This is a genomic window from Tamlana crocina, from assembly GCA_040429635.1.
In the GTDB taxonomy this organism is placed as follows: domain Bacteria; phylum Bacteroidota; class Bacteroidia; order Flavobacteriales; family Flavobacteriaceae; genus Flavisericum; species Flavisericum crocinum.
The window spans coordinates 658,789-674,072 of sequence record CP158972.1 but is presented as its reverse complement, the minus strand read 5'-3'; the positions used below and the strand labels follow the sequence as shown (position 1 = coordinate 674,072).

At 39.7% G+C, this 15,284-nt stretch carries 10 protein-coding genes; 3 read left to right on the top strand and 7 right to left on the bottom strand.

Annotated features, from left to right (window positions below):
- Window positions 1-30: 30 nt before the first annotated feature.
- On the top strand, window positions 31-1,014 hold the full coding sequence (locus ABI125_02995) for a succinylglutamate desuccinylase/aspartoacylase family protein (GenBank protein ID XCF06836.1): 984 nt from the start codon (window positions 31-33) through the stop codon (window positions 1,012-1,014).
- A complete protein-coding gene (locus ABI125_02990; GenBank protein ID XCF06835.1) occupies window positions 1,011-1,574 on the top strand; it encodes a 5-formyltetrahydrofolate cyclo-ligase in 564 nt (187 codons plus the stop codon). The genes ABI125_02995 and ABI125_02990 overlap by 4 nt, the downstream gene beginning before the upstream one ends.
- Window positions 1,575-1,597: 23 nt before the next feature.
- Here the strand turns inward: ABI125_02990 and ABI125_02985 are convergent, their stop codons facing one another.
- The 7 genes from ABI125_02985 to ABI125_02955 form a co-directional block, all read right to left on the bottom strand.
- A complete protein-coding gene (locus ABI125_02985) occupies window positions 1,598-3,643 on the bottom strand; it encodes a hypothetical protein (GenBank protein XCF06834.1) in 2,046 nt (681 codons plus the stop codon).
- Window positions 3,644-3,674: 31 nt separating this feature from the next.
- Window positions 3,675-4,295 (bottom strand): lipoprotein signal peptidase, encoded by a 621-nt coding sequence (locus ABI125_02980; protein XCF06833.1) that lies wholly within the window; start codon window positions 4,293-4,295, stop codon window positions 3,675-3,677.
- A 97-nt stretch (window positions 4,296-4,392) separates the two neighbouring features.
- Entirely contained in the window at window positions 4,393-4,770 is a 378-nt protein-coding gene (locus tag ABI125_02975) for a TraR/DksA C4-type zinc finger protein (protein ID XCF06832.1), read from the bottom strand.
- A gap of 4 nt (window positions 4,771-4,774) precedes the next feature.
- Window positions 4,775-8,179 carry an isoleucine--tRNA ligase gene (ileS, locus tag ABI125_02970; GenBank protein ID XCF06831.1) on the bottom strand — a complete coding sequence of 1,135 codons (3,405 nt, stop codon included), beginning with the start codon at window positions 8,177-8,179 and terminating at the stop codon, window positions 4,775-4,777.
- A gap of 231 nt (window positions 8,180-8,410) precedes the next feature.
- Window positions 8,411-9,106: a zinc metallopeptidase gene (locus tag ABI125_02965; GenBank protein ID XCF06830.1), complete on the bottom strand. Its 696-nt coding sequence runs from the start codon at window positions 9,104-9,106 to the stop codon at window positions 8,411-8,413.
- 153 nt (window positions 9,107-9,259) lie between these two features.
- On the bottom strand, window positions 9,260-10,360 hold the full coding sequence (gene ald / locus ABI125_02960) for an alanine dehydrogenase (GenBank protein XCF06829.1): 1,101 nt from the start codon (window positions 10,358-10,360) through the stop codon (window positions 9,260-9,262).
- A 353-nt stretch (window positions 10,361-10,713) separates the two neighbouring features.
- On the bottom strand, window positions 10,714-13,830 hold the full coding sequence (locus tag ABI125_02955; protein XCF06828.1) for a class I tRNA ligase family protein: 3,117 nt from the start codon (window positions 13,828-13,830) through the stop codon (window positions 10,714-10,716).
- A gap of 498 nt (window positions 13,831-14,328) precedes the next feature.
- Between ABI125_02955 and ABI125_02950 the strand changes: the two genes are divergently transcribed.
- Window positions 14,329-15,255: a DMT family transporter gene (locus ABI125_02950; GenBank protein XCF06827.1), complete on the top strand. Its 927-nt coding sequence runs from the start codon at window positions 14,329-14,331 to the stop codon at window positions 15,253-15,255.
- The last annotated feature ends 29 nt before the right edge of the window (window positions 15,256-15,284 follow it).

Sequence of the window (15,284 nt, the reverse complement as noted above, 5' to 3'; positions counted from 1 at the left end):
GCAATGTTCTAACCTTTAACATAACATTAAATGCCCGTAACACAAACTGAAGTCCTTCATATTTTAGGCGAACAGGTAAAGCCTGGAGAAAGCAAGGAAGTTAATTTTGATGTTGCTAATTTACATACCTCATCGCCCGTACACATTCCCGTAATTATTGAACGCGCTAAAAAACCGGGGCCAACGGTATTGTTTACGGCTGGTATTCACGGCGACGAGGTTAATGGTGTTGAAATTATCAGGCAACTCATCGCCAAAGGCATCAACAAGCCCAAATGCGGCACCATTATTTGCATGCCCGTCATCAATATTTTTGGGTTCATTAACCTGAAGCGTGAATTTCCTGATGGGCGCGATTTAAACCGTGTGTTTCCGGGGAGTCCGTCGGGATCATTAGCTGGGCGCGTGGCCTACAAACTGATGGACGAAGTGATTCCACACGCCGATTTGATCATCGATTTCCACACCGGTGGCTCAGGTCGATTTAATGCACCGCAACTGCGCTATGCCAAAGAGAAGAAAGACTTGGACGTCTTGGCCAAAGTATTCGGTGCACCGTTTGTACTGTATTCCAAAAACCTTTCCAAATCCTTTCGCACTACCTGTAACAAACTAGGCAAGCCTTTACTGCTTTTTGAAGGCGGCAAGTCGTTCCATATTGACGATGTGGTAACTAACTCGGGCGTTAACGGATCCAAACGTATTTTAAAACATTTCGGTATGTTGCGAACCGTTTTTAAATCGTCGAAACCCAAAACCGAATGCGTTTTTATAAACGACAGCAAGTGGCAACGCGCCAAATACTCAGGTATGTTTAAGGCCTCCATCACCATTGGATCTTATGTAAAAAAGGACGATATGCTGGGCAACATCACCGATCCTTATGGCAAGTTCAATTATTTTGTTCGAGCTTCGAACGCCGGTTATATTATCAATGTAAACGAATCGCCCATCGTTTATCAAGGTGATGCACTGTTCCATATTTCCACCAAACTAAAAAGGGCGGCAACATGACCAAAAATGAACTGCGAAAAAAATACAAAGCCTTTCGGAACGACCTTTCGTTAAACGAGGTGGAAGATTTCAGTTTGTCCATCGCCAACCAGGTTTTGAAACTACCCATTTGGGAAGCTTCGTTTTTCCATGTTTTTCTTTCCATTGAAGAACAAAAGGAAGTGAACACTGATTATATTCTGAATATTTTATCAGGCAAGGACAAAAATATTTTGGTATCCAAAAGTGATTTTAAAACGGGCGAAATGACCCATTTTTTACTTACCGACAATACCAAAATAAAAAAGAATGCCTATAACATCCCCGAACCGATTGATGGCATTGAAATAACCAACGACAAAGTTGATGTGGTTTTTATTCCGCTGTTAGCTTTCGATAAAACAGGCAATCGCGTAGGTTATGGCAAAGGCTTTTACGACCGGTTTTTAGCCAAATGCAAACCCGAAACCCTAAAAATTGGACTGTCTTTTTTTGAAGCTGAAACTGAAATTACCGATGTTTTTGAAGGTGATATTAAGTTGGATTTTTGTGTAACGCCAGAGCGGGTTTTTGAGTTTTAACAGTTTAACCCAATAAGCTTGTTCTATTTTACAATTTCAACAAACATATCTGGCACATTATTATTGTACAAGTCGTAATACTCATCTCGCGGGAAACCAGAAGACAAACTTACAATGTTTCCTTGCGCATCCTCAAAAACATATAAGGGATAGCCTTTAGTCGTGATTTTTTCTGAAGATTTTTTTTCTATATCGTAAACCACAATTTCTTTCGAAAAATCCTCATAAGAGCCAGTATATTTCTCATTTTTATCTACCCCGAAAATTTTTGTTCCTAATCTATTGAAATTAAACGTAACCCTAGGATTAGTGTAGCTATCTGTTTTCGAAAAATCTGTGATGGAATAAACTGAGTTCCTTTTCTTATTAAGCAACAGTTTAGATTCCATATTCACAGACAAATCGCTATTCAAAGCTGCCAACAACGGAATTTGTATAATACCTTTATTAGCAATAAAACCACCCTTATCAACACTATAATGTATAGCTCTTCCTTCGTTATTATGACTTAAAAGTACATTAGCATTATCTAATTTGGTAATTTCGTAGTTCCCACCCCCTTGATGCTTTGTAAAATGAAGTTTTTGATCAATCTTTTCCATAGTAGAGCCGGTACGCTTATACGTAAAAACATGGTCGTCATCTGAAAACACCCAAATACCATTTTTCAAATACGAGAAACTATCTCGTGGGCCTATAAAACCAAGATTTAATGAGTATTTAAACGTTAAGTCGGATGCGTCATACACCCAATACTCACCGCCTTGCTCAAAAATAAGTTCCTTCCCCTCATTTGATGTAATCAGCTTCATTTCCACGTCTGTTTGTACTGACGGCAACTTATAACCTTCAGCTAGAACATTGTGATTTATATAATCATATTTAATGAGTCTTCTAGTGTTGTCGGGGTTAACTCCATAAAAGAAAAGAGCTTGTTCATCGGGATCAAAACTTAAAAACCTTATATAATCAAAGCTCAACAACTCGGGCCTGCTAAAGTTCGTTGTAATCATGTTCCCATCTTGATTTAATTGGCTTATGTTTCCAAAAATATTGTGCACATAAATTGAATAAATTGGATTGTTCACATAGGGCGGGTTTATATCAGTATATAACGTCGTATTTACATCTTCAATTATGGCTACCGTTTCGATATGCGGCATTGAATTTTCATTTTGATCTTGCACTCTAACCTCATAATGTGAAAAATAATACCCTTTATATTTCTCCCAAGAAAGAGCAACAGAACTTTCAGTATCTGTAGCATTAATAACCTTTACACTTTCTGGAAAAATGAATTCCGTTGCCACATAACGGGGATTGCTAATGCCTAACAAGCCTTTATCGGTATAAATCTTCAAAAAATAACAAATTTCTTCAGTCGTAGGTGGGTTATAGTCAATGAAGCGTGACACATTCACATCTTCAATTGTTTGAACTAATTCGGCTGAGGTGATATCGCACTCCTCAGTACTTCTATAAATTTCGTACCGTAAAAACGTGTTATACCCAGTGTAAATATCCCAACGAAATGCTATATGGTCTTCAAACGGGGGCTCTGTTCTTCTCGAAAAGGAATCTGTGTAAATATCCATTTCATTCGGCGGGTTGTATTTTAATGCAGTTAGCTTATAAACCTCTAAACTCCCATCACCATTTAAATCCATACGCGTGGTAAAAATAAAAGTGGTTGCATTTAAACTATTGATTTCTATTAATTGGGATTCGCTTCCGTTGACTGTTGACAATTCAATTACCCCCCTATTTAAGCTCCATTTCAATTGAAATTCTGAAGGCTGACAGGTTGACGATTCTAGAAATTGGAATTCTGAATACGAATAGTCTTCGTTATAAATAAAAAAATCTCTACCGCAAGTCTCAAAATTGACAGGCACCTCAGCTTTTACAGCACCCGACTCAACAGAATATATTGTCCATACTCCTAATAAGTCTTCTTTTTTGACATCCGTTTGTATGTTGCTACTTTCACTAGAATTATCATCGGTTGAGCAGGAAAGAACAAACACTACCAACAAATAACACAGAAATCTTAATTTTTTAAATGACATAGATTGAAGCTTCTTTTCATATTTCTTAATTTCAAACTTTCGAAAACGCCTTTTTATTAAACACTATAAGCATAATAAAGCCCGTGCTTATGGCCACATCGGCAATATTGAAAACCGGTTCGAAGAAATTAAAGCGCTTACCGCCGTAAAACGGCACCCATTGTGGCAAGTCGATTTCAATTAAAGGAAAATAGAGCATATCCACCACACGACCGTGCAGCAAGCTATCGTAACCGCCGTTTTCGGGCAAAAAGGTGGCCACTTGGCTGATGCTGTCTTCAAACAACACACCGTAAAATACTGAATCGATAATATTTCCAAGAGCACCGGCAAAAATTAAGGCAATAGCCAAAATAAGTATGCGCGACCCCTTACTTTTTGTGGCGCTGTACAACCAATAGCCAATACCAAAAATGGCCACAACCCTAAAGAGCGTTAAAGCCACTTTGGCGGTCCTATCGGAAATAAATGAGGCAAAGTCACTAATTTTGGTACCCCAAGCCATACCATCATTTTCAATAAAATAGATTTTAAACCAACTAAACACATCCACACTTTCGTGGAGCACAAAGTGGGTTTTGATGTAAATTTTACTGATTTGATCGATCAGTAAAACAACAATAATGAGAATGATGGATTTTTTTAGTGACATTAAAATTCTTAAAATGATGTTCAATTTGGGGCTATTCCAAACAAAAAACGTCCCAAATATTATTTTTGAGACGTTTTAAACCTATTATTTTAAACGCTTATTGCTGCATGTTTTTGGCTTCGATACTTAAAGTAGCATGCGGCACTAATTTTAAGCGCTCTTTATTAATCAATTTTCCGGTAACACGACAAATGCCATAGGTTTTATTTTCAATCCTAATTAGGGCATTTTTAAGGTCGCGGATAAACTTTTCTTGACGAATAGCCAATTGCGAGTTAGACTCTTTGCTCATCACCTCACTACCTTCATCAAAAGCCTTGAATGTAGGCGACGTATCGTCAGTACCATTATTATGGTCGTTCATATAGGCACTTTTAATAAGATCTAAATCATGTTGTGCCTTTTGGATTTTATCCTGTATTATTTCTTTAAATTCAGCTAAATCCTTGTCTGAATATCTTACTGTATCTGCCATAGTCTTAATGTTTTTGGATAAATAGCTTGGTATTTACATCATCAAAAGCAATTTCTATACCATCGTCTAATTTATCGATAATTTCCAATTCATTTGTTAACGTTTCCGACTTAATATAAGTGATATTTGCATCAACGGCACTTACCACCTGCTCGTCTTTTTGAAGCCTAACGTCTATCCTGTCAGTCACTTCAAAACCAGAATCCTTACGTAAATTCTGAATGCGGTTAACCAATTCGCGAGCAATGCCTTCTCTACGTAAATCATCTGTAATGGTAACATCCAAAGCCACGGTAAACGCACCTTCTTTGGCTACCAACCACCCTTCAATATCCTGAGAGGTGATTTCTACATCCGAGCGTTCTAATGTAATATTTTTTCCATTAACATCAACCTCTAAACTGCCATTTTGCTCAATTTTGTTAATATCTTCAGGTGAAAAGTTAATTACTGCGTTGGCAATGGCTTTCATATCCTTTCCAAAGCGTGGCCCTAGGGTTTTAAAATTCGGTTTTATCTGTTTTACCAAAACACCCGAAGCATCATCCAACAACTCAATCTCCTTAACGTTAACCTCGTGTTTTATCAAATTCTGAACCGCCAAAATCTCCTCTTTTTGCTGCTCGCTATCAATCGGAATCATTATTTTTTGCAGCGGTTGGCGCACTTTGATTTTCTCTTTAGCCCTTAACGACAACACCAAAGAAGATATGGTTTGCGCGGCTTCCATTTTACGCTCCAAAGCTTTATCAACAAAACTTTCGTCGAACACAGGGAAATCGGCCAAATGCACACTAGCAAAGGCTTCTTTTTGAGTAACGGCGTTTAAATCCAAATACAAGCGATCCATAAAGAACGGCGCAATGGGCGCCCCCAACTTGGCAATAGTCACCATACAAGTGTATAGCGTTTGGTAGGCCGAAATTTTATCCTGCCCGTAATCGCCTTTCCAGTAACGTCTTCTACTTAAACGCACAAACCAGTTACTCAAATAATCTTGAGTGAAGTCTGAAATCGCTCTTGCTGCCCTTGTTGGCTCGTAATCGGCATAAAAGGCATCCACTTTTTTAATGAGCGTGTGCAGTTCTGAAAGGATCCAACGGTCTATTTCCGGTCTGTCTTCAATAGCAATATCGGATTTGCTATAATTGAAATTATCCAAATTGGCATACAATTGGAAGAACGAATAGGTATTGTAAAGCGTGCCGAAGAATTTACGCTTCACTTCCTCAACACCTTCTAAATCAAACTTTAAGTTATCCCAAGGGTTGGCGTTACTAATCATGTACCAACGTGTAGCATCGGCACCGTAATTCCCAAGGGTTTCAAACGGATCGACGGCATTGCCCAAACGTTTCGACATTTTTTGTCCGTTTTTATCCAACACCAATCCGTTAGACACTACATTTTTATAGGCCACAGAATCGAAAACCATGGTTCCGATAGCGTGCAAAGTATAGAACCAACCACGGGTTTGGTCCACACCTTCTGCGATAAAATCGGCCGGATAGGTTGTACCTTTATCAATTAAATCTTTGTTTTCGAACGGATAGTGCCACTGCGCATAAGGCATGGAGCCCGAATCGAACCATACATCGATTAAATCGCTTTCGCGGAACATTTTTTGCCCCGATGGCGACACCAAAACGATATCGTCAACGATGTTTTTATGCAAATCGATTTTAGCGTAGTTGTCTTCGGAGTTATTTCCGACTTCAAAATCTTCAAAAATATCTTTTGAAAGCACACCAGCTTCAACCGCTTTGGCCATCTCATTTTTCAATTCTTCCACCGAACCAATGCAGATTTCTTCTTTTCCATCTTCGGTTCTCCAGATTGGCAACGGAATACCCCAGTAGCGCGAGCGCGACAAGTTCCAGTCGTTGGCATTGGCCAGCCAGTTACCAAAACGTCCGGTTCCGGTGGCTTTTGGCTTCCAATTGATGGTTTCGTTGTGCGCCACCATCTTGTCTTTTATGTCGGTTACTTTGATGAACCAAGAATCTAACGGATAGTAAAGAATGGGCTTATCAGTTCTCCAGCAATTCGGGTAGCTGTGCTTATATTTTTCAACCTTAAAGGCCTTGTTTTCTTCTTTTAATTTGATAGCTATTTCAACATCTACAGACTTCTCAGGTGCTTCGCCATCATTGTAATATTCATTTTTTACGTACTTACCAGCGTGCTCGCCCATTTCTGGTCTGAACTTCCCTTGCAAGTCTACCAAAGGCACCAAGTTTCCGTTTTCATCTTTCACCAACATAGGTGGCACCTCAGGTATGGCTTGTTTGGCCACCAAGGCATCATCAGCACCAAAAGTAGGCGCAGTATGTACAATTCCCGTACCGTCTTCGGTAGTTACAAAATCTCCGGAAATGACTCTAAAGGCATTTTCAGGGTTGTCGTTTGGCTGTACGTACGGCAACAATTGTTCGTACTTAATGCCCACCAAATCCTTACCAACAAATTCTTTTACAACATAAAACGGAATTTTTTTATCGCCCGATTTGTAGGTCAACAACTCTGATTTATCCTCAACTTGCTTAAACTTCCCAGAAAACTGATAGCTCACCAGTTTTTTGGCCAACACTACATTGATAGGCTCAAAAGTGTATTGATTGAAAGTTTCTACCAATACATAATCGATTTTTGGCCCCACGGTCAATGCCGTGTTACTTGGCAGGGTCCAAGGGGTGGTCGTCCAAGCTAAAAAGTGAATATCGCCTTCGTTCTGTAAAAATTCCGGAAGGGTTTCTTCAACAGCCTTAAACTGAGCCACGATGGTTGTATCAGTAACATCTTGGTACGTTCCTGGCTGGTTCAACTCATGCGAACTCAATCCCGTTCCCGCTTTCGGCGAATACGGCTGAATGGTGTAACCTTTATACAGTAAATCTTTGTTGTAAATTTGTTTGAGCAACCACCAAACACTTTCCATGTATTTGGGTTCGTAGGTAATGTACGGATCGTCCATATCTACCCAGTAGCCCATTTTTTCAGTAAGGTCGTTCCAAATATCAGTATAGCGCATTACCGCTTTTCGGCAGGCTTTGTTGTAATCTTCAACCGAAATGGTCTTGCCAATATCTTCTTTGGTAATGCCCAGTTCTTTTTCAACACCTAATTCAATAGGTAATCCGTGGGTATCCCATCCGGCTTTACGCTTAACCTGGTATCCTTTTTGGGTTTTATATCGGCAAAAAATATCTTTTATGGCCCGGGCCATCACGTGGTGAATGCCTGGCAAACCGTTTGCAGAAGGCGGCCCTTCAAAAAACACATAGGTTTCGTTGCCTTCTCTTGTCGATATACTTTTTTCAAATATGTTGTTTTCCTGCCAATAGCTCAGAATTTCTTCTGCTACTTTTGGCAAGTCAAGTCCTTTATATTCAGGAAATTTAGCGCTCATTTACTGGTAATTCTGTTAAGTTCGCGAATTTAATGAATTTTGATAAAACAGCCGTGGTTTTGCCCGATAATCGGGGTTTGAAATTTTGCAAATGAACCCATCGGACTAAAAACTTTGAAGATTCAATGTTTCTATCTATATATTTTCTTTCAAATATTTCAAAAATTCAAACAAAAAAGCCACAGAAAACGAATTTCTATGGCTTGAAATATTTTCAAAAAAAAGGATGCTTTAATCTCTAGCCCCAAACACTTGGAAACCCCAATACACAAGGTTAGCCAAGGCACCAATGGCTGCTACCAAATAGGTTCGGGCAGCCCATTTCAAAGCATCTTCAGAACCTTTGTATTCTTCGGGCGTTACCATATTTTTATTTTTCAACCAAGCCAAAGCGCGGTTACTGGCATCGTACTCCACAGGAAGGGTAATAAAACTGAATAGCGTAGCAAAGCCCATCATGACCAATCCAGCAACGGCTACCCAATAGCCCATGCCCACACCAGCGGCGGCACCCAATACCAAACCACCAATCACCAACCATTGCGACATACCCGAAGTCACACTAACTACAGGCACCAATGCCGAGCGCATTTTTAAATAATCGTAAGCTTGGGCGTGCTGTACGGCATGACCACATTCGTGGGCAGCTACAGCAGCAGCGGCAGCGTTACGCTGATGATAAACGGCTTCACTTAAATTTACGGTTTTATTTTTTGGGTTGTAGTGGTCGGTCAATCGGCCGGGAGTAGAAATCACCTCAACATCGTAAATGCCATTATCGGCCAACATTTTCTCAGCAATTTCGGCACCACTCATACCGTTTCGAAGCTGTACCTTAGAGTATTTTTCAAACTTTCGTTTTAAGGTACTGCTCACCAACCAGCTTACTAATGCTATACCTCCTAATAATATATAATATCCAATCATTGTTCTATTTTAAATTGATTATAACAAAATAAAGATAGCAAAAATAACGCCAATTTTATGGATATGATATTCTGTCAGTCATTAAAATTCTGTTAAAAATAGGGCATAAAAAAAGCCCTCGTAAGAAGGCTGTATAAACATCAATATCATTTTTTATGATACTGCGTACTCCAAATCGAATGCTTCTGCTATTTCCTTGTAAACAATATTGCCCTTAACAATATTCAATCCTTTTGCTAAAGATTTATTTTCTTCACAAGCTTTTTCCCAACCTAAATTTGCCAACTTAATCACGTATGGCAAGGTTACGTTGGTTAATGCCATGGTCGACGTGTAAGGCACAGCGCCAGGCATATTGGCCACACTATAGTGCACCACTTCATCAATAATATATGTGGGATCCTGGTGCGTAGTAGGTTTTGTAGTTTCGAAACAACCGCCTTGATCTACCGCCACATCTACCATAACAGTACCGGGACGCATGTCCTTCAACATATCTTTCGTGATTAATTTTGGCGCCTTCGCTCCTTTAATCAACACCCCGCCGATGATTAAATCGGAATCCTTAATATGTTTTCTGATGTTATATTCACTTGAAAACTCACTAATTACGTTATTCGGCATCGTTTCACTCACATGCCGAAGGGCTTTCATATTAATATCTAAAATGAACACGTTGGCGCCCAAACCTGATGCCATTCGTGCGGCTTGAATACCCACCACTCCGGCACCTAAAATCAATACTTTTGCTGGTGGCACCCCAGGAACACCGCCTAATAAAATACCACGACCTTTAATGGGTTTTTCCAAATATTTGGCACCTTGCTGAACAGACATTCTTCCTGCCACTTCAGACATTGGAATTAACAAGGGCAGTGTACCATCGGTATCCTCAACCGTTTCGTAAGCAATACAAACCGATTTACTGTCAATCATGGCATGTGTTAACGCTTCGCTCGATGCAAAATGGAAATAAGTAAACACTACCTGATCGGGCTTAATTAAACCATATTCGGGCTCAATGGGCTCCTTTACTTTTACAATCATTTCGGCAGTTTGGTAAACCTCCTCGATAGTTTCAAGAATGGTTGCCCCTGCATCCACATAATCTTCATCCAAAAAGCCACTGTTAAAACCAGCGTTTTTTTGCACGAATACCTCGTGGTTTCTTTTGGTTAATTCGAATACACCAGAAGGCGTCATACCTACTCGGTTTTCGTTGTTTTTCAATTCAATAGGAACTCCAATTTTCATCGGCACAATTATTAAAGTTAGTCAAAATACAATGCAATATTACAATACTCCATTTAAAAAAAACACAAAAACACAGACTTTATTAAAAAATCAATATCGATTTTAACCTTTTTATAACAATTATATAAAACACATCGATTTTGTAGGGTTTTAACAAATCCTCGAAAACTAGCATTTATGCACTTTAGTTTTTCCGGAAACCCAAATTTTTGCAACTACAATTTGAGGAAAACAAAAAAAGCATCCGTTTTGGATGCTTTTTGATATTAAAACTGTTTAAAATAAAAAAACAGGGTTTTTAAGATGAGATTGCCGCGTCGTCCCAATTCCTATTGGGACTTCTCGCAATGACATTAGCCCACAATATTCACGATTTTACCCGGAACCACAATTACTTTTTTAGGCGTGCGGCCCTGTAATTGATCTTGGGTTTTTTCGTGTGCCAAAACGGTTTTTTCAATTTCGCCTTTTGGCATATCCAACGGTAATTCTAGCGTAAAACGCATTTTTCCGTTGAAGGAAATCGGGTAGTTTTTACTGCTTTCTACCAAATGGCTTTCATCAAATTTTGGGAACGGCGCCGTTGAAATAGACTCGCTATGCCCCAACTGACTCCACAACTCTTCAGCAATATGCGGCGCGTACGGCGAAATCAAAACCAACAAAGGTTCTAAAATCGCTTTTGAAGTACATTTTTGAGCCGTTAACTCGTTTACCGCAATCATAAATGTAGACACCGACGTGTTGAATGAAAAATTCTCGATGTCCTCCTGAACCTTTTTAATGGTTTTATGCAGTGTTTTTAAATGGTCTTTTGTTGGTTCGACATCGGTAACTTTTATTCCATTGTCGCCCACATACAATTTCCATAATTTTTTAAGGAAGGAATGCACACCCGTAATTCCAGCGGTATTCCAAGGTTTGTATTGCTCTAAAGGCCCAAGGAACATTTCGTAAAGGCGTAAACTGTCGGCGCCGTATTCTGCACAAATGTTGTCTGGATTGACCACGTTGTATTTGGACTTGGACATTTTTTCGACTTCACGTTTGCAGATGTATTTGTTTTCTTTATTTGTTATAAACTCTGCATTCTCATATTGATTATCTTCCTCTCTAAGCTTTTCCCAATTTAACTCATTTTTAGTATTTACATACTCTACTGAAACGTGAGTCTTAAAATAGTTCATCATCATAGTATTAACCATGACTTTACCTTCTAAATTAAGTTTTGAAATTTCCTCATCGATAGGTTTCAAAAGATATGAAATCAAACTTCTTCTGAAATTCATATGCTCAATTTCATCTTCACTTTCGGGTTTATTGAAAGTTTTTCTCAGGTATGTAGTAACATCATTACTGATATAAACATCTTTAACGATTGAATATTTATCTCTTAAATATGTAATGTTTTTTATGTCATCCTCGGAAAAATCACTTTTAGAATCTACAACTTTTCCAAAATTAAACCCTACCCTATGAACAAATGCACTTTCTCCCAAAATCATCCCTTGGTTAATCAGTTTTTTTGCAAACTCATCAACGGGCACTTGGCCTTTATCAAACAGGAATTTTTGCCAAAAACGCGAGTACAGTAAATGTCCGGTAGCGTGTTCGCTTCCACCAATGTACAAATCGACGTCTTTCCAATAGTTAAGCGCCTCTTGGCCGGCAAAAGCATCGTTGTTATTGGCATCCATATAGCGGTTAAAATACCACGAACTGCCCGCCCAACCTGGCATGGTATTTAATTCTAAGGGGTAAATGGTTTCATTATCAATTAAATTGTTGGAAACCACTTCATTTTTATTGGTATCCCAAGCCCAAACCGTGGCGTTACCCAATGGCGGCTCACCGGTTTCGGTGGGTAAATATTTCTCCACTTCGGGCAATTGAATTGGTAAATGTTGCTCATCAATCATTTGCGGCATACCATTTACGTAATACACCGGAAATGGCTCGCCCCAATAACGTTGACGACTAAATACGGCGTCGCGCAAACGGTAATTGGTTTTTCCTTCGCCCTGCCCCAATTTTTCCAATTCGAAAATAACGCGCTTGGTAGCTTTTTTATAATTCAAACCGTTAAGGAAATCACTATTCGCAATAACGGTGTTTTCTTTATCTGAAAAGGCTTCTTTTGAAATATCTACGCCTTCAAAGATATTCGGAATCGGAATATTAAAATGTTTAGCAAAATCGTAATCGCGCTGGTCGCCACAAGGCACACTCATTACTGCCCCCGTTCCGTAGCCCGCCAACACGTAATCACCAATCCAGATTGGGATGGGTTCTTTGGTAAACGGATGCTCGGCGTAAGCACCAGTAAAAGCGCCTGTAATGGTTTTTACATCGGCCATACGGTCGCGCTCGCTGCGTTTAGCAGTGGCCTCAATGTAGGCTTCCACCTCCGCTTTTTGCTCGGGCGTGGTTATTTTTGAAACCAATTCGTGCTCGGGTGCCAGGGTCATGAACGACACACCGAAAATGGTATCGGGCCTCGTTGTAAAAACTTCAATTTGATAAGCCCCTTCGACTCCGTTCAGGGTGACATCTCCGTTTTCTGATTCAACAGATGGCCTCGCTTCGCTCGCAATGACGTTGAAAGAGACAGCCGCCCCAACCGATTTTCCAATCCAGTTGCGCTGGCTCTCTTTTAGTGAATCTGTCCAATCTATTTTATCCAAACCTTGCAGCAAACGCTCAGCATAAGCCGAAATACGCATGCTCCATTGGGTCATTTTTTTTCTAACTACAGGGTGCCCTCCACGTTCGGACACGCCATTTACAATTTCATCGTTTGCCAATACCGTTCCCAAAGCCGGACACCAGTTTACTTCGGTTTCCGCCAAGTAAGTCAATCGGTATTGCAGTAATATTTCCTGCTTTTTTACATCGTCGAAACCGTTCCAATCGGATGCTGTAAACGCTTCCACGTCCTCATCGCAAGCAGCATTAACATTGGCATTGCCTTCCGCTTCAAAAATTCTGATAAGTTCAGAAATATCTTCGGCCTTATCGGTGTCTTTATTGTACCACGAATTGAACAGCTGAATGAAAATCCACTGCGTCCATTTGTAATAACTTGGGTCTGAAGTACGCACCTCACGGCTCCAATCGAACGAAAAACCAATTTGGTCGAGCTGGCGGCGGTAGGTTTTTATGTTTTCGGCCGTAGTAATCGCTGGATGCTGCCCCGTTTGAATGGCGTATTGTTCGGCCGGTAAACCGAAACTATCGTAACCCTGCGGATGCAAAACATTAAACCCTTGGTGGCGTTTGTAGCGGGCATAAATATCGGAAGCGATATACCCTAGCGGATGCCCCACGTGCAGCCCAGCACCACTGGGATACGGAAACATATCCAACACGTAATATTTCGGTTTATCGCTCTGGTTTTCCGCTTTAAACGTTTGATTTTCTGCCCAATACTTTTGCCATTTGGCTTCTATGTCGTTGAAATTGTAATTCATCGTATTTTTTTAAAAATAATGACGTCATTGCGAAGGAGGTACGACCGCGGCAATCTTTTGGATAAATAACTTCATTCAATAAATTTCCACGATTCACTTCGACTGCGCTCAGTGTGACATGCTCCGAATAACGAATTAAAAGCGCAAATTTACGGTTTCTACCGAAAAACAGAATAGGTTTAGTCCATAATATGCCATCATTTTTAAAAGACTCCGAATAATGAGGCTAAAACTTAATGTATTCGAATCAAACTCGTCAATTCGAGTGAATTTTTCGACTGAAAAGAGAAAAATTTGTACTTCGACTGCGCTCAGCAGAGCTATCGAGAATTAAAATTTTAGTCACACAAAAGTTCTCGATACGATTTTTCGCTCCTCAAAATCACTCGAACTGACGACCAAACTATGAGTCTACCTTCAAAACACAATAGTTTTAGCTTTTATTTAAAGTTCTATTTGAGCGGCAATTTGTAATTTCGCAGCATAAAATTCCCTGCTTTGATAAAAGATACCACAAAAGCCCACCTTGCCCTTTTGGGCGCTAACATCATTTACGGTGCTAATTACATTATTGCCAAAGGCGTGATGCCCAATAAAATTGGCCCGACGGCTTTTGTTTTCATCCGTTTGATGGGTTGCGTTCTACTTTTTTGGACGCTGAAATTGCTTTTCGTTAAAGAAAAAGTAGAAAAGAAAGATTTTTTAATGCTCGCCCTTTGCGGATTATTTGGCGGTGCCGCCAACCAAATGCTGTTCTTCCACGGCATTAATTTAACCTCGCCCATTGATGCCTCCATCATCACCACGGCCACACCCGTGATTGTATTAATTTTTAGTTATTTCATTTTGAAGGAGCGCATCACAAAAAATAAAGTAATTGGCATTGCCATGGCGGGTGCCGGTGCCATATTTTTAATTTTATACGGTAACAAAACCGACGGCACCAGCTCGTTTTTGGGCAACCTATTTGTTTTGCTCAATGCGAGTAGCTACGGACTCTACCTAGTCTTGGCACGAACTTTAATGAAAAAATACCATGCAATAACCGTAGTAAGCTGGATATTTTTATTTGGTTTTATTTACGTACTCCCTTTTGGAATAAGCGATTTTTTGAACACCAATTTCGAAGCGTTTACAATAAACACTTATTTAACCATTGGCTATGTGGTACTGTTCACCACCTTTTTTGCCTACCTGTTCAATATTTTTGCACTTAAACATTTACCGCCATCCATAACGAGTAGCTACGTGTATCTACAACCCGTGGTAAGTTTTATTTTAGTGAGCTTGGTAGCCTTTGTGTTTATGAATTCGGCTTACGCCCAAGACATCAATCTCATTAAAATTTTGAGTTGTGTTGTGGTTGCCGCTGGCGTATATATTATTAGCAAGCCCGAAAAAAAACCAACACCAAAGAAACTATAATTATTGTTTAACCGTTGTAGCTTATAGCA

Excerpts from the sequence above, each read along its gene's own strand:
- ileS (XCF06831.1), bottom strand. The coding sequence starts at position 8,179 with ATGAGCGCTAAATTTCCTGAATATAAAGGACTTGACTTGCCAAAAGTA.
- ABI125_02985 (XCF06834.1), bottom strand. The coding sequence starts at position 3,643 with ATGTCATTTAAAAAATTAAGATTTCTGTGTTATTTGTTGGTAGTGTTT.
- ABI125_02980 (XCF06833.1), bottom strand. The coding sequence starts at position 4,295 with ATGTCACTAAAAAAATCCATCATTCTCATTATTGTTGTTTTACTGATC.
- ABI125_02995 (XCF06836.1), top strand. The coding sequence starts at position 31 with ATGCCCGTAACACAAACTGAAGTCCTTCATATTTTAGGCGAACAGGTA.
- ABI125_02975 (XCF06832.1), bottom strand. The coding sequence starts at position 4,770 with ATGGCAGATACAGTAAGATATTCAGACAAGGATTTAGCTGAATTTAAA.
- ald (XCF06829.1), bottom strand. The coding sequence starts at position 10,360 with ATGAAAATTGGAGTTCCTATTGAATTGAAAAACAACGAAAACCGAGTA.
- ABI125_02955 (XCF06828.1), bottom strand. The coding sequence starts at position 13,830 with ATGAATTACAATTTCAACGACATAGAAGCCAAATGGCAAAAGTATTGG.
- ABI125_02990 (XCF06835.1), top strand. The coding sequence starts at position 1,011 with ATGACCAAAAATGAACTGCGAAAAAAATACAAAGCCTTTCGGAACGAC.
- ABI125_02965 (XCF06830.1), bottom strand. The coding sequence starts at position 9,106 with ATGATTGGATATTATATATTATTAGGAGGTATAGCATTAGTAAGCTGG.